General features: G+C 68.8%; 16 protein-coding genes. 11 read left to right on the top strand and 5 right to left on the bottom strand.

The annotated features are described in order from the left end of the window. Window position 1 precedes the first annotated feature (1 nt). The 9 genes from ACQPXM_RS26890 to ACQPXM_RS26850 all read left to right on the top strand — a co-directional run bounded on the left by ACQPXM_RS26890 (window position 2) and on the right by ACQPXM_RS26850 (window position 11,314). Window positions 2-2,095, top strand: coding sequence for a family 10 glycosylhydrolase (locus tag ACQPXM_RS26890; RefSeq protein WP_432938261.1), 2,094 nt, complete (start codon window positions 2-4; stop codon window positions 2,093-2,095). Beyond that, window positions 2,095-2,940, top strand: a complete 846-nt coding sequence (locus ACQPXM_RS26885) for a 2-hydroxy-3-oxopropionate reductase (protein ID WP_432938259.1) — start codon at window positions 2,095-2,097, stop codon at window positions 2,938-2,940. The genes ACQPXM_RS26890 and ACQPXM_RS26885 overlap by 1 nt, the downstream gene beginning before the upstream one ends. Then, window positions 2,937-4,865 (top strand): alpha-amylase family protein, encoded by a 1,929-nt coding sequence (locus ACQPXM_RS26880; RefSeq protein ID WP_432938257.1) that lies wholly within the window; start codon window positions 2,937-2,939, stop codon window positions 4,863-4,865. The genes ACQPXM_RS26885 and ACQPXM_RS26880 overlap by 4 nt, the downstream gene beginning before the upstream one ends. 88 nt (window positions 4,866-4,953) lie before the next feature. Beyond that, complete coding sequence (locus ACQPXM_RS26875) at window positions 4,954-6,273, top strand: ABC transporter substrate-binding protein (RefSeq protein ID WP_432938254.1); 1,320 nt, start codon at window positions 4,954-4,956, stop codon at window positions 6,271-6,273. A 1-nt stretch (window position 6,274) separates the two neighbouring features. After that, window positions 6,275-7,231, top strand: a complete 957-nt coding sequence (locus tag ACQPXM_RS26870; RefSeq protein WP_432938252.1) for a carbohydrate ABC transporter permease — start codon at window positions 6,275-6,277, stop codon at window positions 7,229-7,231. Next, entirely contained in the window at window positions 7,231-8,100 is an 870-nt protein-coding gene (locus ACQPXM_RS26865; protein WP_077014736.1) for a carbohydrate ABC transporter permease, read from the top strand. Before ACQPXM_RS26870 ends, ACQPXM_RS26865 begins: the two co-directional genes overlap by 1 nt. Continuing rightward, a complete protein-coding gene (locus ACQPXM_RS26860; protein WP_432938249.1) occupies window positions 8,097-9,002 on the top strand; it encodes a D-2-hydroxyacid dehydrogenase in 906 nt (301 codons plus the stop codon). Before ACQPXM_RS26865 ends, ACQPXM_RS26860 begins: the two co-directional genes overlap by 4 nt. A gap of 84 nt (window positions 9,003-9,086) precedes the next feature. Then, a complete protein-coding gene (locus ACQPXM_RS26855; RefSeq protein WP_432938246.1) occupies window positions 9,087-9,752 on the top strand; it encodes a GntR family transcriptional regulator in 666 nt (221 codons plus the stop codon). Between the two features lie 191 nt (window positions 9,753-9,943). After that, window positions 9,944-11,314: an FAD-binding oxidoreductase gene (locus ACQPXM_RS26850; protein WP_432938243.1), complete on the top strand. Its 1,371-nt coding sequence runs from the start codon at window positions 9,944-9,946 to the stop codon at window positions 11,312-11,314. Here the strand turns inward: ACQPXM_RS26850 and ACQPXM_RS26845 are convergent. From ACQPXM_RS26845 to ACQPXM_RS26835, 3 genes are read right to left on the bottom strand one after another with little or no spacing between them, the layout of a single operon-like run. Further along, on the bottom strand, window positions 11,311-11,817 hold the full coding sequence (locus ACQPXM_RS26845; protein WP_432938240.1) for a class I SAM-dependent methyltransferase: 507 nt from the start codon (window positions 11,815-11,817) through the stop codon (window positions 11,311-11,313). The two genes, ACQPXM_RS26850 and ACQPXM_RS26845, sit on opposite strands and share 4 nt — an antisense overlap. 31 nt (window positions 11,818-11,848) lie before the next feature. Continuing rightward, window positions 11,849-12,388 (bottom strand): dihydrofolate reductase family protein, encoded by a 540-nt coding sequence (locus ACQPXM_RS26840; protein WP_432938238.1) that lies wholly within the window; start codon window positions 12,386-12,388, stop codon window positions 11,849-11,851. A gap of 31 nt (window positions 12,389-12,419) precedes the next feature. Continuing rightward, window positions 12,420-12,995: an NADPH-dependent FMN reductase gene (locus ACQPXM_RS26835; RefSeq protein ID WP_432938235.1), complete on the bottom strand. Its 576-nt coding sequence runs from the start codon at window positions 12,993-12,995 to the stop codon at window positions 12,420-12,422. A 94-nt stretch (window positions 12,996-13,089) separates the two neighbouring features. On the opposite strand from ACQPXM_RS26835, the gene ACQPXM_RS26830 reads away from it, so the two are divergent. Further along, the gene (locus ACQPXM_RS26830) at window positions 13,090-16,122 is read left to right on the top strand and encodes an ATP-binding protein (RefSeq protein ID WP_432938233.1); all 3,033 of its coding nucleotides are present in this window, start codon (window positions 13,090-13,092) and stop codon (window positions 16,120-16,122) included. Here ACQPXM_RS26830 and ACQPXM_RS26825 read toward each other — a convergent pair. Continuing rightward, window positions 16,111-17,028 (bottom strand): PLP-dependent cysteine synthase family protein, encoded by a 918-nt coding sequence (locus ACQPXM_RS26825; RefSeq protein WP_432938231.1) that lies wholly within the window; start codon window positions 17,026-17,028, stop codon window positions 16,111-16,113. The two genes, ACQPXM_RS26830 and ACQPXM_RS26825, sit on opposite strands and share 12 nt — an antisense overlap. Before the next feature lie 4 nt (window positions 17,029-17,032). Continuing rightward, entirely contained in the window at window positions 17,033-17,464 is a 432-nt protein-coding gene (locus ACQPXM_RS26820) for a MarR family winged helix-turn-helix transcriptional regulator (protein WP_432938229.1), read from the bottom strand. A gap of 103 nt (window positions 17,465-17,567) precedes the next feature. On the opposite strand from ACQPXM_RS26820, the gene ACQPXM_RS26815 reads away from it, so the two are divergent. Next, window positions 17,568-19,148 carry an LLM class flavin-dependent oxidoreductase gene (locus ACQPXM_RS26815; protein WP_432938227.1) on the top strand — a complete coding sequence of 527 codons (1,581 nt, stop codon included), beginning with the start codon at window positions 17,568-17,570 and terminating at the stop codon, window positions 19,146-19,148.

Below are 19,148 nucleotides of genomic sequence, written 5' to 3'. Positions count from 1 at the left end.
CATGCGCATCGAGCCAGAGCAAGCGATCCAGAGCGCCGACCGGAGTCCCGACTGGCCGGAGCGGGCCACCCGCTGGGCCCAGATCACGCTGGCCGAGGACGACCCGCTGCACTTCGACGCGGACTTCTGGCTCGACCTGATGCGCGACAGCCGCTCCAACGCGACCTGCATCAGTGCCGGCGGCTACATCGCCTACTACCCGACCCAGTTGCAGTACCACTACCGCAGCAAGTACCTCGGCGACACCGACCCGTTCGGCACCCTGGTCGACGGCGCCCGCAAGCTCGGCATGAGCGTGATGGCCCGGGTCGATCCGCACGCGATCCACGCCGACGCGGCCGCGGCGCATCCGGAGTGGCTGGCCCGCGACAGCGACGGCAACGCGCTCGAGCACTGGGCCCACCCGAACATCTGGCTGACCTGCGCGTTCACCGGCTACCACCGTGAGTTCATCACCGAGGTGGCCCGCGAGATCGTCCGCGAGTACGACGTCGACGCGATCTTCGCCAACCGCTGGGAGGGCTACTACGGCATCTCCTACAGCGATGCCGCGCGCAAGTCGTTCCGTGACGAGACCGGCCTCGAGTTGCCCGCCGGCGAGCACCAGGAGAACTGGCAGGAGTACGTCGTCTGGCGCCGTCGGCAACTGAGCCGGCTGGTCGGCATCTGGGACCAGGCGGTGCGCGACATCCGGCCGCACGCGCGCTTCATCCCGAACCTCGGCGCCCTGGCCGCACGCGACCTGGACCGCGAGCTGGTCGAGAAGCACTACCCGATCTTTTTCATCGACAAGCAGGGCCGCTCCGGCATCGAGGCGCCCTGGGCGGCCGGCCGCAACGGCAAGCGCAACCGCGGCGTCTTCCCCGATCGCCCGGTCCGGCTGATCACCTCGGTCGGGCCCGAGCACCACCAGTACCGCTGGAAGGACTCGGTCGCGCCGGCGGAGGAGACGAAGACCTGGATCGTCGACGGTTTCGCGCAGGGTGCGTTGCCGTGGTTCACCAAGTTCAACGCGAGCGTGCCGGACCACCGCTGGGTCCCGCCGATCGTCGAGGCGTTCAATCTGCACGCCAAGGTCGAGCCGGTGCTCGAGCCCCTGCGCATCACCGCCGAGGTCGCGCTGCTCGACCCGACCCGCGCTGGTCAGCTGCGGACGCCGGACGGCATCGGTCACGAGGACGGCTTCTACCAGGCGCTCGTCGAGGCACGGGTCCCGTTCGAGTTCGTCTCCGACCAGGAGTTGTCGGCCAATCGCCTCGGTCAGTTCAAGGTGATCGTGCTCGCGAACGCGGAGCAGCTCGGCGACGACCAGCTCGCGGCGCTCACGGCGTACGTCGAGTCCGGCGGCTCGCTCGTCGCGGCGTACCAGACCTCCCTGTACGACGAACGCGGACAGCTCCGCGCCGACTTCGGTCTGGGCGACGTGCTCGGGGTGCACCTGGCGCAGCCCGCGCGACAGGTGAAGAACAACTACATCGCGCTGACCGGCGACCATCGGCTCAACGAAGGATTCGACGGGACGACGCGAATCATCGGCGGCACGCACATCATCGACATCGACGCCGTGCCGACCGCGCAGGTGCCGTTCCGGTTCATCCCGGACTTCCCCGATCTGCCGATGGAAGAGGTCTACCCGCGCGAAGCCCCGGATCGGCCCGCGGTGGTCTGCCGTGAGCACGACGGCGGCGGCCGGACCGTGTACTTCCCGTTCAACCTGGGCGCGATCTTCTGGGAAGCGCTGCAGGCCGACCACGGGCGGCTGGTCGCGAACGCGGTGGCATGGGCCTTGGGCAAGGATCCCGAGGTCACCGTCGAGGGCGCCGGGCTGGTCGATCTCGCCGTGCGTCGCGGGGACCACGAGGTGGCCGTTGCCCTGGTCAACCTGACCAACCCGATGGCGATGCGCGGCCCGATCCGCGAAACGTTGCCCTTGCCCCCGCAAACGGTGTCGGTCGCGGTCCCCGCCGATCGCCTGCGGGCGCGACTGCTGGTCGCCGATGTCGACGTCGAGGCGACCGTCGAGAACGGGCGGGCGGTGGTGACGATCCCGACCGCCGGCCTGCTGGAGATCGTCCACCTGGACTGGAGGTCGTGATGCGGATCGGTTTCGTCGGGCTCGGCGTGATGGGTACGCCGATGGCCGCCAATCTCATGGCTGCGGGCCACGAACTCGCGCTCTACCGCGGGCGCGAAGGGCTCGCCGGTCACCACTGCGAGTCGGCCGCCGACGCGGCGGAGCGGTCCGAGGTGGTGATCCTGATGCTGCCCGACACCCCGGACGTCGAGAACGCGTTGTTCGGGCCGGACGGCGTAACCGAGGGCATCAACCCTGGAACGCTGGTGATCGACATGAGTTCGATCTCGCCGACCGCGACCAAGTCGTTCGCCGAGCGGATCGAGAAGCTGGGCTGCGACTACCTGGACGCGCCGGTCTCCGGCGGCGAGGTCGGCGCGCAGCAGGCTTCGCTAACGATCATGGTCGGGGGCCGGCCCGACGTCTTCGAGCGGGCCAAGCCCCTGTTCGAGGCGCTCGGCAAGAACATCACGCTGATCGGCGGGAGCGGCGCCGGGCAGACCGCGAAGGTGGCCAACCAGATCGTGGTCGGCCTGACCATCGAGGCGGTCGCCGAGGCGCTGCTGTTCGCCGAGCGCGCCGGCGCCGACCCGGCCGTCGTCCGGAAGGCGTTGATGGGTGGCTTCGCGTCGTCGCGCATCCTCGAGTTGCACGGCGAGCGGATGGTCAACCAGACCTTCGACCCGGGCTTCCGGATCCGGTTGCATCGCAAGGACCTGATGCTGGCGGTCCAGGCGGCCGCCGAGCTCGACCTCGCGTTGCCGAACACCGCCGCGACGCAGCAACTGATGAACGCCGCGATCGCCGACGGGGACGGCGACCTGGATCATTCCGCGCTCTACAAAACGCTGCGGCGGTCGCCATGAGCGGCCTGTGGTGGCAGGACCCGTTCCGGATGTTCCAGACCAACCTGCGGGAGATCGACGCGGGGCTGGACGTCGAGGAGGTGCTGGACTACCTGGTGGAGTTCGGCGCCGACACCTGGCTGCTGAGCGTCGGCGGCATCCTGTCGAACTACCCGACCGACCTCGACTTCCAGACCCGCAACCCCTACCTCGCGCAGCGCGCGTCGGGCGACCTGATCGGCGACGCCGTGAAGGCGGCCGGGCGGCGCGGGATCCGGGTGATGGGCCGGATGGACTTCTCCAAGATCGACCACCGGCGGGCCGAGCAGCACCCGGACTGGTGCTTCGTCGACGCGGCCGGTGACCAGCAGGTCTACAACGGACTGACCAGCGTCTGCCCGAGCGGCGACTACTACCAGGTGAAGCTGTTCGAGGTGCTCGACGAGGTGCTCGACCGCTATCCGGTCGACGGCTTCTTCTGCAACTGGATGTCGTTCAACGAGGTCGACTACAGCCGCGTCTATCGCGGCGTGTGCCACTGCATGGCCTGCCGAACCCGGTACGCCGACTACGCGCCGGGCGAGACCTTGCCGCAGGGCAAGGATTCGCCGGGGTACGAGACCTGGCAGCGGTTCGCGCGGGACGTCCTCGCGGACCTGACCGGCCGGATCCGCGACCATCTTTCCGCGCGTCGTCCCGAAGCCCCGCTCGTGCTGGGCGATCGCGCCGACATCGTCTTCCACGAGGCGAACAACGCCGTCGGCCGGCCGCTGTGGCACCACCGGACCAGTGAGCACGTCAGCGCCGCGAAGACCTACCGACCGGAGGTCCCGGTGCTGACCAACTCCGTGGCCTTCGTCGACATGCCGTACCGGATGGCCGGCGAGGAGCCGCACCACTTCGCGCAGTACCTGATCCAGGCGATCGCGCGCGGAGCCAACCCGTCGACGTACATCATGGGGACGCCGCGGGACAACCCGTACGAGTGCCTCGCGGTGGCGGGGGAGCTGACCCGCTTTCACCGGGACCATCATGACGTCTACCGCGAGCTCGTGCCCGCGGCCGGGACGCTGCTGGTTCGCCCCGACAAGGGTGCGATCCAGGAGTTCCAAGGCCTCTATCTGGCGCTGCTGCAACGGCACGTCCCGTTCGACGTCCTGCCCGAGGAGCGGCTGGGCGACATCGACCTCGGCCGGTACGGCGTCGTGGTGCTGCCCGACTTGGGGTCCCTCGCACCGGACATCGCGTCGGTGCTCGACCGGTACTGCGCGGCGGGTGGAGCAGTTGTTGCTACCGGCAACAGTGGTGTGCTGGCCGAGGAGATCGAGTTGCAGTGCTTGCCGGCGCAACGGCGACTGGCCAGTCACGACACCGAGGAAGCCGTCCGGTCGTTGCACCTGCGCGACAGCGACCACGGTGTGGTGCCGGTGGTCGGGCGCTTCGACGTGATCCAGCCGTCCCCGACCGCCGAGATCGGATGGAGAGCGCTCTCTCGGGCGCCCTACGGGCCGCCGGAGAAGTGTCACGGGCATCTGGAGCTGGAGCATCCGGGACGGCTGCGGGCGCCGTACGGGCAGGGGCGGGCGGTGATGCTGCCGTGGACCGTCGGACGGGCGTACCGCGAGGTCGGGCTGACTGCGCATCGCGAGCTGGTGGTTACGGAGGTGCTCTGGGCGGGCGCGCAGCAGATCGCTACCGGACTGCCCGAGCAGGTGGAGATCGTCCTCGGCCGGTCGGCCGCGGGCCGGGTGATCCACTTGCTGAACAGATCGGGGGACGCCGACCAGCGGTTCGCCGAGCCGCTGCCGATCGGGCCGTGCTGGCTGGAACTGCCTGATCCCGAGGTGGCCGAGGTACAAGCGCTGCGGGCCGGCGTACGGCTGCCGGTGGTCGACGGGCGGGTCGAGGTGCCGGTGATCGAGCGATTCGAGACCCTTGTCTTTTGACAAATTGTCAAACAACTATGCATGACCTCTTGACCGTCATGTATCGGAACCAAACAATGAAGCCACCCTGAGGAAGCGAGAGACCGTGATGACCGGACTGAATCGGCGAGGGTTCCTGAAGCTCGCCCTGGGTACGACGGCGGCGAGCCTGTCCGTGGCGGCAGTGACGGGCTGCGGTGGCAGCGGCGGAGGTGCCGAGGGCGGCGGCGGGGGCAAAACGACCCTGCGCTACGCCTGGTGGGGCAACACCGTCCGCCAGCAGAACTACACCAAGGCGCTGCAGCAGTTCAGCTCCGCCAACACCGACATCGCCATCGAGCCGGAGTTCGCCGAGTACAGCGCGTTCCAGGAGCGGATGACCACGCAGATCGCGGCCCGCGACGTCCCGGACATCTTCTGGATCGCCTCACCGCAGGTGCTGACGTACCACAAGAGCAAGCTGTACCGGAAGCTCGACGACGTGCCGACGCTGAACTGGGGCGACTACAGCAAGGAGGACCTGGAGACCTTCAAGCTGGGCGGCGAGCTGAACACGATGCCGTTCGCGATCTTCGTCCCGGTGATCCGCTACAACGAGACCGTCGCCAAGGCCGACGGCGTCACGCTGCCGGCCGTCGGAGCAGGCTGGAACTGGAACGCCCTGTCGGAGCTGCTGATCAGCTACAGCAAGGACAACCCGGGCAAGCGCAAGGGCACGCCGTACGCGCCGGACCACGACCTCACCTTCGAGGCCTGGCTGCGGCAGCGCGGCGAGCAGTTGTGGACCGAGGACGGCCAGGTCGGCTTCACCGCCGACGGTCTGGGTAGCTGGCTCGACTGGTGGGAGAAACTGCGCAAAGCCGGGGCCGCGCTGTCGCTCAGCGAGCAGGAAGGCATGGGACCGGACTGGGCCCAGGTCGGCAAGAAGGTGCTGCTGAACTTCGGCAACTCCAACCACATCATCGACGACGCGAAGATGTTCCCGCAGGACAAGTTCCGGCTGCGCCCGATGCCGGTCGACGCCGGTGCGGTCGACGGGCACAAGTACCTGTACTTCCCGCGGATGGCGATGTACCAGCGCATCGACGACAGCAAGGTCGAAGCGGCCGGCAAGGTGCTCGACTTCAACGTCAACAATCCCGACATGCTGAAGACGGTCCGGTTGACGATGGGCGCGCCGACCAATCCGAAGGTCGCCGAGCAGGCGGTCGCGTTCGCCAGCGCGGACGAGAAGGAGATGCTCGCGCTGGTCGCGACCGAGCGGACCGCGCAGCGCAAGCCGCGCTACGAGGCACCGCCCGGGTCGAGCACCTGGCGGACCACGATGTCCCGCGTCTGCGAGGAGATCGCGCTCGGCCGGACCTCCGTACCGGACGGGTCGAAGAAGCTGGTCGAGGAGATCTCGGCCGGCATCAAGCGGGCGCAGTGACGTGGCGACGCTGACCGACGAGCAGCGGGCGGTCGACGGCCCACCGGCCGACCGGCCGCCCACCAAGCGGCCGGCGTTCCACCTGAACCGGCAGGGCCGGGCCGCGCACGTCTTCCTGATCCCGTGGCAGCTCGGCTTCCTGCTGATCACCGCGGTCCCGTTGTTCGCCTCGCTCTATCTGGCCTTCACCGACTACGACATCTTGAACCCGCCGGAGTGGTCCGGGCTGGAGAACTTCCGCCGGATGGTCGACGACGAACAGTTCTGGGCGTCGGTCAAGGTCACGCTCGTGTACGTCGTGGTCTCGGTCCCGCTGCAGCTCGGCTTCGCGTTGCTGCTGGCCCTGATCCTGGACCGTGGGCTGAGCGGCCTGGCCTTCTACCGCAGCGCGTTCTACCTGCCGTCGCTGCTCGGCACGAGTGTCGCGATCGCGATCCTGTGGCGGGAGATCTTCGGTGACGCCGGCCTGATCAACAAGGGCCTGGCGCTGATCGGGATCGACGGCGAGAGCTGGCTGCAGAACCCGAAAACCGCGCTGGCCACGCTGATCGTGCTGAACGTGTGGACGTTCGGGTCGCCGATGGTGATCTTCCTGGCCGGGCTGCGGCAGATCCCCGACGAGCTGTACGAGGCGGCGAAGGTGGACGGCGCGGGCGTGTGGCGCCAGTTCGCCCACGTCACCGTGCCGCTGCTGACGCCGATCATCTTCTTCAACCTGATCCTGCAGACGATCGGCGCGTTCCAGACCTTCACCCAGGCGCACATCATCAGCGGCGGCACCGGCGGACCGGCGAACTCGACGCTGTTCTACACGCTGTACGTGTACCAGCAGGGTTTCGTCGCCTTCGACATGGGCTACGCCTCCGCGCTGGCGTGGGTGCTGATGGCAGTGATCGGCGCGGTCACCGCGCTGCACTTCCTGGCCTCCAAGTACTGGGTCTTCTACGGAGACAACTGATGACCGCCACCCTGACTCCAGCCCCCACCGCCGTCCTGAGGCAGCGCCGCTTCCGGTCCGCGCTCAAGCACACCGGCCTGCTGGTGTTCGTCGCGTTCATGGTCTACCCGCTGGTCTGGATGGTGGTCAGCGCGTTCAAGCCGGCCGACCAGATCCTGACCGATCCCGGGCTGATCCCGAAGGACCTGACGCTGGACAACTTCAAGGACGGCTGGCACGCGCTGAACCGGCCGTTCTCGGTCTTCTTCCTGAACTCGTTGCTGGTCACGCTCGGCTCGATCGTGGGCAACCTGTTCAGCTGCTCGCTGACGGCGTACGCGCTGGCCCGGCTGCAGTTCCGGATGCGCAAGCTGTACTTCGCGATCACGCTGGCCTCGGTGATGCTGCCGTTCCACGTGCTGGTGATCCCGCAGTACATCTTCTTCTCGCAGTTCGACCTGGTGAACACCTACTGGCCGCTGCTGATCCCGAAGTTCCTGGCCACCGACGCGTTTTTCGTGTTCCTGATGGTGCAGTTCATCCGCACGCTGCCACGCGAGCTCGACCGGGCCGCCTGGATCGACGGCGCGGGACCGTTCCTCACCTTCTGGTACGTCGTACTGCCGCTGATGCGGCCGGCGCTGGTGACCACCACGATCTTCACCTTCATCTGGACCTGGAACGACTTCTTCGTTCCGCTGATCTACCTGACCCGGACGCAGGTGTTCACCGTCCCGGTGGCGCTGAACTCGATGGTCGACTCCGAGACCCAGAGCGGGGTGGGCATGCTGTTCGCGATGTCGCTGTTGTCGTTGCTGCCGATCCTGGTCTTCTTCGCGTTCGCGCAGAAGTACCTGATCCGGGGCATCGCGACGACGGGACTCAAATGATTGTTGTCATCGGCAAGCACCAGCAGGACCTGGCCGAGCTGACCGACGTGCTCTTCGTGGACGGATGGGCCGACGTCCCGGACAACGTGGTCGCCTCGATGGAGGCGGTGATCGGGCGCGTGCCCGGCGACGTCCTGGCGCGCGCTCCGAAGTTGCGGTGGGTGCACAGTCCGGCGGCCGGGGTCGACGCGGACCTGTCGCCGGAGATGCTGGCCTCGGACGTGGTGCTCACGTCGTCGGTCGGCAACGGCGCGATCCCGCTGGCCGAGCACGCGATGCTGCTGATGTTGATGCTCAACCGGGACGTGCCGCGCTGGATGCGGGCGCAGGCCGAGCATCGCTGGGATCGCTTCACCCATGGAGAACTGGCCGGGCTGACGCTGGGCATCTACGGACTCGGCAACTCCGGCCTCGACCTCGCGCGCAAGGCGGAGGCCTTTCACCTGCGCGTCCTCGGCGTACGGCGGCGGGCGGGCGAGCCTTCGCCGTACGTCGAACAGGTGCCCTTCGAGACCTTGCTCGAGCAGTCGGACTTCGTCGTGGTGACGGCGCCGAGTACGCCGGAGACGCTCGGGCGGTTCGGTGCGGCCGAGTTCGCGCGGATGAAGCGGTCGGCGTACTTCATCTGCATCTCGCGCGGTGGGATCGCGGACGACGACGCGTTGCTGGAAGCGTTGCGCAGTGGGCAGATCGCGGGCGCGGGCCTGGACGCGCACGGGGTCGAGCCGTTGCCGCCGGAGAGCGCGTTCTGGGATCTGCCGAACGTGATCGTCACGCCGCACAATGGCGCGACCAGCACCGGGACCGCCCGGCGTGGCGAGCAGATCGTGCGGGAGAACCTGCGACGCTTCCTGTCAGGGCAGGAACTGGTGAATGTGGTCGACAAGGCCGCGGGGTACTGAGGGTTTCGGGGAGCCTTCGGACAGTTCGGAAGGACTGGTTGACCAGTACACTTGCCTGACCATTCGTCGGAAGGGGGTGCCCCGGTGGGTACCGAATCGAGTCTGGAGCTCGGGCCGTCCTCGCTGACCGAGGCGCTCTACGAGTCGGTGCGCAAGCGCATCGTGAACGGCGACATCCCGCAGGGCGAGAAGCTCACCGAGGTGCGCCTGGCCGGCGAGTACAACGTGGCCCGGCCGACCGCGAAGGCGGTGCTGGAGCGGCTGACCGCGCTCGGCCTGCTGCGTCGTACGGCGCACAAGACCGCGGTCGTGCCGACGCTGGACGAAGACGAGATCCGCGACCTGTTCTTCAGCCGGGTGACGATCGAGAAGGCGGCCGTCTCCACGCTGGCCGGCGGCGGACAGGTCCCGCCGGCCGCGGCGAAGGCCCAGGTCGCGATCGAGTACGCCGCCCGCGACCGCCTGTTCGAGAACCAGGTCGAGGCCGACATCGCCTTCCACACCGCACTGGTCGCCGGCGTCGGCAGCCGTCGCCTGTCGCGGATGCACGAGCTGATCATCGGCGAGGTGCACCTGACAATGGGCCAGTACAAGGCCCACCGCACCGCGAACCCGTCGAACGTCGCCGCCGAGCACGCCGCGATCCTGCAGGCGATCGAGGCCGCCGACCCGGCCGCCGCGGCGGAGCACATGGCCTACCACCTCGAACAGGCCCAGAGCCGCTTGCTCAGCTCACTGCAGAAGGACTGACTTCAGGGCATTGACGCGTGGTTCCACCGGGAGCATCGTCGGTAGGGGATGAGGTCCGGCAGTTCGTCCGGGGGTTGATCGGGCGCTGGTCTGTGGGGGAGTGGTTCTCGCGCTGTGCCGGGACTGCCGGTCGGGCGGGCGGCTGGGGGGCCGGCCGGTGGTGTGGTGCCCGCACGGCGGTGGAGGATGTCATGGGCGAGTACACGATCGAGGACCTGCGGGCACGGACCCGCGGCGCGGTGATCACGGACGGCGATCCGGACTACGACCAGGCGCGCATGGTCTACAACGCGATGTTCGACCGGCACCCGCGGGTGGTGGTGCGGTGCGAGAACGCCGGCGACGTGATGGCGACGGTCGGCTTCGCGACGGCGAACGGGCTGGAGCTGGCGGTCCGGGGCGGATCGCACAGCGTGCCGGGGTTCGGGACCGTCGACGACGGCGTGGTCTGCGACCTCGGCGCGATGCGCGCGGTCCGGGTCGATCCGGTCACCCGGACGGCGCGGGCGCTCGGCGGCGCGACCTGGGGCGACTTCAACGCCGCGACCCACGCGTTCGGGCTGGCTACTACCGGCGGCATCATCTCGACCACCGGCGTCGGCGGTCTGACGCTCGGCGGCGGCATCGGCTACCTGGCCCGCGGACTCGGCCTGTCCTGCGACAACCTGATCTCGGCCGACGTGGTCACCGCGGACGGGCAGTTCCTGATCGCCAGTGAGAAGGACCACGAGGACCTGTTCTGGGCGCTGCGCGGCGGTGGCGGCAACTTCGGCGTCGTCACGGCGCTGGAGTTCCGGCTCGAACCGGTCGACCAGGTGTACGGCGGGCCGATGCTGTTCGAGATGTCCGACGCGGCCGCCGTACTGGCCGGGTTCCGGGACCTGATCAAGGACGCGGACGAGTCGCTGGGCGGGTTCCCGGCGTTCCAGCTCGCGCCGCCGCTGCCGTTCATCCCCGAGGACCGCCACGGCGAGTGCTTCTGCCTGATCGTCGGTTGCTGGGCCGGTGACCTGTCCGCGGGTGAGAAGCAGATCGCCCGGTTCCGGGAGTTCGCGCCGGTGGTGGCCGAGCACGTCGGCGCGATGCCCTACCCGGCGCTGAATTCGGCGTTCGACGCACTGGTGCCGCCCGGCCTGCAGCACTACTGGAAGGCGAACTTCGTCACCGAGCTGACCGACGACGCGATCCAGGCGCACCTGCGGCACGCGCCCGGACTGCCGGCGGTGAACTCGACCGTGCACATCTACCCGATCGACGGTGCCTGCCACCGGGTGCCGGCCGACGCGACGGCGTTCGCGTACCGGGACGCGAACTTCGCCACGGTGATCGCCGGGATGTGGCCCGACCCGGCCCAGAACGCCGCGAACATCGACTGGGTGAAGCAGTACTACGCCGACGTCGCGCCGCACTCCGAGGCCGGCGGCTACGTGAACTTCATGGCCGACGACGACCAGGGCCGGATCGCCGACAACTACAAGGGCAACTACGACCGGCTGGTGGAGGTGAAGCGCAAGTACGACCCAGACAACGTCTTCCACCTCAACCAGAACATCGCGCCTTAGGGGTTGTCCCAGATCATCGCCTGCGCATTGCCGACGCGGGTGAAGCGGGCCTGGGGGAAGACCTCGGCGTACACGGAGCGGAATTGCTCGCGGCTGAGGTAGCGGTCGCTGACCCGGTGGTCGAGCCAAGGGCCGGTGGAGAGCTGGAAGATCTCCCAGGCCTCGCGGGCGTCGCGGCGGACGAGGTTGCGCAGCAGCTTGCGCACCTCGTTGCCGTACAGGCGCCAGCGGGGGTTGGCCGGGCGCGGTGACACGGTGTCGACCAGGACGGCGCGACCGCCGGGGCTCACCAGCCGCCTGATCCTGGTCAATGCTTCCGGCAAGTTGTCGACGTGGTGCAAGGTGGCCACGCTGAGCACGAAGTCGTAGCTGCCGTCGAGGTCGCGCAGATCGCTTTCCAGGTAGCAGATGTTGCTCCGGGCCCGTTTCCGGCGGGCGAGGCGGATCATCGCGCCGGACAGGTCGACGGCGTCCACCTGCGCGAAGTGCTCCCAGCCGGTCACCGGCCGTGTCGGTGACCGGCTGTTTCGTCGTTCAGGCCTTCGGGGCCAGTTTGTGTACGACGATGCCGGACTTGAAGGTGGTGGTGTCGAGCAGCTCGAGGTGGGTCGCGGCCAGGTCCTGGCCGTCGAACATCTTCTGGCCGGCGGCGACGACCGGGAAGATCCAGAAGTGGTACTCGTCGACCAGCTTGTTCTCCAGCAGCGTCCGGGACAGCTCGCCGGTGCCGAACTTGAGCAGGTCGCCGCCCTCGGTCTCCTTCAGCTTCCGCACGGCGTCGGCGACGTCGCCGACGAGCAGTTCGGCGTTCCAGGTGGTCTCGGTCAGCGTCCGCGACGCGACGTACTTGCGCATGGAGTTGAACTTGTCGGTGTACGGGTCACCGCTGCGCCCGGACCAGGCCTCGGCGAAGGCCTCGTAGGTCTCGCGGCCCAGCAGCAGGGCCTCGGTGCTCTCCATCAGCTTCATGCTGTAGCCGGAGTGCTCGTCGTCCCAGTACGGCGCGCTCCACAGGTGCGGGTCGGAGATGACGCCGTTGAGGGTGACGAAGGTGCTCTCGATGATCTTGCGCATGGCGGTGATCCTCTCGTGTTCTCAGGTCAGGTCAGGCGTGGTAAGGGGAGTGCAGACGGGCCGTGCGCAGAGCTTCGGCCCACCAGATCAGCTGGTCGAGAGTGGTCTTGACGGAGTCCTCGTAGCCGGAGCCCGGTCGGGGCCAGCTGCCGTCGGCGGCGAACTGTTCCCAGTAGCAGGGCAGGGCGACGGTGTTGCGGATGGCAACGGCGTGCAGCTCGGTGAAGACCTGCCGCAGCTGTCCCGCGGCGTACAGGCCACCGGTCTCGCGGCCGTAGCTGACGATGGCGACCGGCTTGGCGTGCCACTCCTCGTAGTACCAGTCCAGGGCCGTCTTCAGCGGTGCGGGAAAGCTGCTGTTGTACTCCGGTGTCACCACGACGAAGGCGTCGGCAGCAGCCAGCCGCGGAGCCAGTACGGCGACCTCGGCGGGCGTCGGCTCGTCGGTGTCGGTCAGGGTCGCCGGCAGGTTCGCCGTGGCCAGGTCGACCAGGTCGAGGTCGAGCTCCGGACGTTTGGCGGCCTGCTGGGCGAACCAGTTGGCCACCGTGGGGCCGAAGCGCCCGGTCCGGGTGCTGGCGACGATCACCGCGACGTTCAGTCTCATGTCCACCTCCGCTCTGTTGATGAGGACTCTGCCGGAGGGGGTTTTCGGTTTCTTTCCGGTCCGCGACGACCGGACCGAAAGATAGGGTGCCGCCATGCGATTCGGGGTGCTCGGGCCGGTGACGGCGTGGACGGACAGTGGCGAGCCGGTCACTGTGCCGGGTCTGAAGGTGCGGGCGCTGCTGGCCGATCTGCTGCTGCACGAGGGCCGCCCGGTGCCGGCCGACCGGCTCCTGGACGACCTGTGGGGCGACGACCTGCCGGGCAACCCGTCCGGCACGCTGTCGGCGAAGGTGTCCCAGCTGCGCCGGGCCTTCGAGGACGCCGAGCCTGGCTCGCGGGCGCTGGTGATGTCCGGACCGGCCGGGTACTCGCTGAAGGTCGACAGTGCGACGTACGACGCGCTGCAGTTCGCGGAGTACCTGGAGCAGGGCCGGCTGGAGGAGGCGCTGGCGTTGTGGCGTGGCCCGGCGTACGCGGACTTCGCGGACGAGGCTTTCACCGAGGCGACCGTGGCCCGGCTGAACGAGCAGCGGCTGGCGGCGCAGGAGGAGTTCCACACCGACGTCAGCGTGCTGGCTGATCTCGTGGCTCAGCATCCGTTGCGGGAGCGGCTCAGGGCCGCGCACATCAAAGCGTTGTACCGAGCAGGCCGGCAGAGCGAGGCCCTGGCGAGCTACGAGCAGCTGCGGGTGCTGCTGGCGGACGAGCTTGGCCTGGACCCGAGTCCGGAGCTGGTGGAGCTGCACCGGTCGGTGCTGACTCAGGAGCTGCCGCAGCTGCCGAAGCGGCGGAGCAATCTGCCTGCTCAGCTCACCGATCTGATCGGCCGGGGCGAGTCGCTGGACGAGATCAACCGACGCCTGTCGGAGGACCGGCTGGTCACGCTCACCGGTCCTGGTGGCGTCGGCAAGACCCGCCTGGCGATCGCTGCGGCCACCGAGGCGGCTGGGCGTTTCCGGGACGGCGTGACGTTGGTCGAGCTGGCAGGCATCGCGCCCGACGCGCTGGACGTCGCCGGGTCGCTGACCGACGCGCTGCAGGTCGCGCTGGACCTGCGGGACGCAGGCGGCGAAGACGTCGTGGACCACCTGGCCGACGTACTGGGGGAGAGGCTGCTGGTCCTGGACAACTGTGAGCACGTGATCACCGAGGTTGCCGCACTGACTGATCGGCTGCTGGCTTCCGCTCCTCGGCTGCGAGTGCTGGCGACCAGCCGGGAGCCGTTGGGGCTGACCGGCGAGGCCGTGTGGAACGTGCCGACGCTGGCCGTGCCGTCGCCGGGTGACTCAGTTGATGCGTTGCGGGAGTCGACCGCTGTGCAGCTGTTCGTCGCGCGGGCCGTCGCAGCTGATCGCGCGTTCGAGCTGAACGAACGCAACGCGTCGGCGGTGTCGGTGCTGTGCCGCCGGCTGGACGGGATCCCGCTGGCGCTCGAGCTGGCAGCGACGCGTGTCCGGGCGCTGGGCGTCGACGGACTGGTCGCACGGCTCGACGACCGGTTCCGGCTGCTGGCGACCGGACACCGTGGTGCCGCGCCTCGGCAGCAGACGCTGATGGCAATGATCGACTGGTCCTGGGAGCTGCTCAGCGCGGACGAACAGGCCGTCCTGCGACGCCTCGCCGTCCACGCCGACGGCTGTACGCCGGAGGCTGCCGAGGCGGTCTGCGGGGTGGACGTGCTCGACGTACTGGTCCGGCTGGTCGACCGGTCCCTCGTCGTACCGGTTCCTGGCGCTGATGGCATGCGCTACCGGCTGCTGGAGTCCGTAGCGGCGTACTGCGTGGACAAGCTGCACCGGTCCGGCGAGTACGAGTCGGTGCGCGACCGGCACCGGCGGTACTACGCGGAGCTGGCTTCGTCGGCGTCCACTCACCTGTTCGGCGCTGAGCAGGGTGTGTGGTTGCAGCGGCTGGACGACGAGTCGGGCAATCTGCGCAGCGCGCTGGACGGCGCTCTCGCCGCAGGCGACGACGTACTGGCTCAGCGGCTGGTGTGTTCGCTGGGCTGGTACTGGTTCCTGCGCGGGCGGTTCGCTGAGGCTCGGCGGTCGTTCGAGGCTGTGCCGGAGACGGCTGAGGTGGCGGCTTGGCTGGCGGGCTACATGTACCTGCACGGGGATGCTGAGGCCACGGCCGTTCGCGACCGGTGCAGGTCCGAGGTCGGGCCGCGGTCTGTGCTGTGGATGGCCTTGCACTGCAGCGATTCGCAGGCAGTGGCGATGCTGGAGCAGTGCTTGACGGCGTTCGAGCAGTCCGGTGACCGGTGGGGGATCGCTGCGACGCTGGCCGCTCGGGCGAAGCATGCGCATGTCCGGACCGACCTGGAGGTGCTGCAGCGGGACGCCGGCGAGAGTGCGCGGCTGTTCCGGGCTCTTGGCGACCGGTGGGGACAGCTGCAGGCGCTGGGCTGGCTCGGTTCGCACGCGGAGCTGGTCGGCGACTTCCGGGGCGCGGTGAAGCTGCACACCGAGGCACTGCGGATGGCGGAGGAGCTCGGGCTGTGGCCGGACGTCGCGGGCGAGTACGGCTGGCTCGGCTGGACCGCCGTACGGGAAGGTGATTACGCGCAGGCGACGGCGTACGGGGAGAAGGCGTTCCAGCTGGCGATCGAGCAGGGGCACCGGCCGCTGGAGTCGCTCGGTGCGCTCGTGCTGGGTTTCGCGGCGCGGCGCAGTGGCGACTTCGCCGTCGCGGAGAACCGGCTGCAGGCACTGATCGACGAGGCTCGGGGGCAGGACGACTCGGTGCTGTACTTGCCGATGGTGCTCGACGAGCTCGGCTTGCTGCGGGAGCAGAGGGGCGAGTTCGCCGCCGCACGGGCGTTGCATGTGGAGGCGTACGAGCTGTGCGCCGGGCAAGAGGCACGCAGGTCGATGGCCTGGTCGCTGGAAGGCATCGCCGGGACGCTGACCTCCAGTGCGCCGCCGGTGGCGGCGCGTCTGCTGGGAGCGGCTGCGGTGGCGCAAGAGGCGGAGGGCATCCTGGCCACGCCCGCGGAGACCGCTGACACGCAGCGGATCACCGAGGCGGCTCGTGCGGCGCTTGGGGACCAGTACGACGCGGAGTACGCGGCTGGGCGGTTGCTGACGCTGGAAGAGGCCTTCGAACTCGCGTCAGGCGTATAGGTCGCCGGCCAGGTACTTGAGTCCGGTATCGGCGGCAACAGTGACGACCGTCTGCTCCGGAGTCAGCTCGGTGGCCAGCTGGATCGCGCCGAGGATGTTGAGTGCTGACGAGGTGCCGGCGAAGACGCCGTCGCGCTGAGCGAGCTGCTTGACCAGATGGCGGGCTTCGGCCTCGTCGACCGCGCGGGCTTCGTCGTACGCGTCAGGAGTGAGCAGGGGCGGGACGATGCCGGTGGCGAGACCCTCGACGCGATGCGGGCCGCCGTACCCGCTGGTGAGCATGGGGGAGCTGGTCGGCTCGAGCGCGACGAGTCTGCCGGTGCTGGGACGGATGCTTTGGCCGACGCCCACCAGGAGCCCGGCGGTGCCGACTCCCGCGGTGAAGACGTCGATGGCCGGGAGGTCGGCGAGCAGTTCGTCACCCAGCACCCGATAGCCGCGCAGGGCGTCGGTGTTGTTGAACTGGTCCGTCCAGAAAGCGTTGTCGCGCTCGACGACCCGGTCCACCTCGTGGCGCATCCTGACGAAGAGGTCGGGCGTGATGCGTCCGTTCTCGCTCGGCACGACGATCAGGTCGGCGCCGAACGCCCGGATCGTGCGCAGCTTCTCCTCGGCGAAGGCGTCGGACGAGACCACCGTCAGCGGGTAGCCCTTGATCGCGCAGACGAACGCCAGCGACGAGCCGGTACTGCCGCCGGTGAACTCGACCACGCGCTGCCCTGGCCGCAGTACGCCGCTGGCCTCGGCGCCCTCGATCATGGCCAGCGCCATCCGGTCCTTGTAGCTGCCGGTCGGGTTGCCACCCTCCAGCTTGACCAGCACCTGCGCGGCGCCGGCGGGGACGGTGTGGCGAAGGCGGACGAGGGGAGTCGCGCCGATCGCTTCCAGCGCCGAGAGCAGGATCATCTGGTCAGTCTGCGAACACGGCGGGCGCGTCGGCAACCAGTCGGCGCAGCGTCCCGGTGAACTGCTCGCGCTCCTTGGCCGGCAGCTCGGTCAGCAGCTGCTCCAACTTGATCGTCAGCTCCTTGTGGAACCGCTCCAGGGCGTCCATGCCCTCGGCGGTCAGCGTCACCTTCACCGCACGGCGGTCCGCCGGGTCCGGCTGCCGTACGACGAGACCGCGGTGCTCGGCGCGGTCGACCAGACCGGTCAGGCTCGAGCGCTCGACGCCGAGGATCGCGGACAGCTCGGCCATGCCGGTCGGGCGGCTGCCGAGCGAGCACAGCATCTGCGCCTGGGCGGTGGTCAGGTCGCAGCCGCGCCCGACTTCGGCGTACAGGGTGTGCACGAGGTGGGTGAGGCGGACCAGGCTGCTGGCCGCGCCGAGCGTCTCTTCCATCCGGTGCTCCCGCCGACTTGTGAATGTTCGTGGCACGAAGTAATTTGTTCGTCAGGTCAATAGTACGTGGCACGAAACAACTGCGGCAACGAAGGTGTGGACGATGGACTACGGGCACGAACTGGTCTTCGGAACGTTCATCACGCCGGCGATCGATCAGATCGACCGGGTGATCGCGCTGGCTCAGCTGACCGAGCAGGTCGGGCTGGACCTCGTCACTGTGCAGGACCACCCGTACCAGCCGCGGCTGGCCGACGCGTGGACTCTGCTGAGCGTGATCGCCGCGCAGACGCGTTCTGTCCGGGTGGCGACGAACGTGGCCAATCTGCCGCTGCGGCATCCGGTCGTACTGGCGCGCAGTGTCGCCTCGCTCGACCTGATCAGTGGCGGGCGGGTCGAGCTCGGTCTGGGTGCTGGTGGCTTCCGTGAGGCCATCGCGGCGAACAGTGGGCCGCAGTTGACTGCTGGGGAGAGCATCGCGGCGCTGGAGGAGGCGCTGGCGATCATCCGCGAGGTGTGGAAGCCGGAGGGCGGTGGGATCCGGCTGCCGGGCAAGCACTACTCGTTGAACGGCGCCAAACGCGGTCCGGCGCCGGCGCATCCGGTGGAGATCTGGCTCGGGGCTTATAAGCCGCGGATGCTGGCTCTGACGGGTCGGGCGGCCGATGGCTGGTTGCCGTCCAGCGGCTACGCGGGGCCGGACGAGCTGAGCGCGATGAACAAGATCATCGACGAGGCGGCTGTTGAGGCCGGTCGCGATCCGTCGGCGGTGCGGCGCCTTTACAACCTGTCCGGGAACTTCGCTGGGCGCGGTGGTTTTCTGCAGGGCCCGGAAGAGGTCTGGATCGAGCAGCTCACGGAACTGACGTTGACCGAGGGGATGAGCACTTACATTCTCGCTTCGGACGATCCTGACGCCATCCGCCGCTTCGCCGACGTTGCGGAGGGGGTGCGGGAGGCGGTTACCGCGGCGCGCTCCACGACTTCGGTGGCTGGGACTGACAGTAGTGCTGCGTCGGCGTCGGCCTCGGCGGGCTTGGCTCCGGCCGCCGCCGAGGTCAGCCGTCCCGCGGTGCTCCGGAAGGGCGGCTTCACCGTCGTACCGACTCCGCCGCCGGCCGAACGCCGTAGCTCCGTCCAGGTCTGGGACGAGTCGGCTCGCCCGACCGGTCCCGCTCTGGACCCCGAGCGCACCTATACGCCGCACGAGTTGGCGTCCGGCGAGCACCTGATCCAGGTCCACGACCATCTGCGCGCCGAGCTCGAGCAGATCCACGACCTGGTCGAACAGGTCGCTGCCGGAACCATGGACGTCGGCGCCGCCCGCTCGCACATCAACACGATGACCATGCGCCAGAACAACTGGACGCTGGGCGTCTACTGCGAGTCGTACTGCCGGCTCGTCACCACGCACCACTCGCTCGAGGACGCGTCGCTGTTCCCGCGCCTGCGCCGGGCCGACTCCCGCCTGACCCCGGTGGTCGACCGCCTCCAGGAGGAGCACCTGGTCATCCACGACGTCCTGGAAGGCGTCGACAAGGCGCTGGTCTCACTGGTCTCGGGCGAAGGAACGATCGACACCCTGCGTGAGGCGGTCAACATTCTCGACGACACGCTGCTGTCCCACCTGTCGTACGAGGAACGCGAACTCGTCGAACCGCTGGCTCGGCTGGGCGTCATGTAG

It is taken from the genome of Kribbella sp. CA-253562 (genome assembly GCF_050942265.1).
Lineage (GTDB): Bacteria > Actinomycetota > Actinomycetes > Propionibacteriales > Kribbellaceae > Kribbella.
Note: the sequence above shows the minus strand (reverse complement) of the source record. Positions and strands in the feature narration are given on the sequence as shown.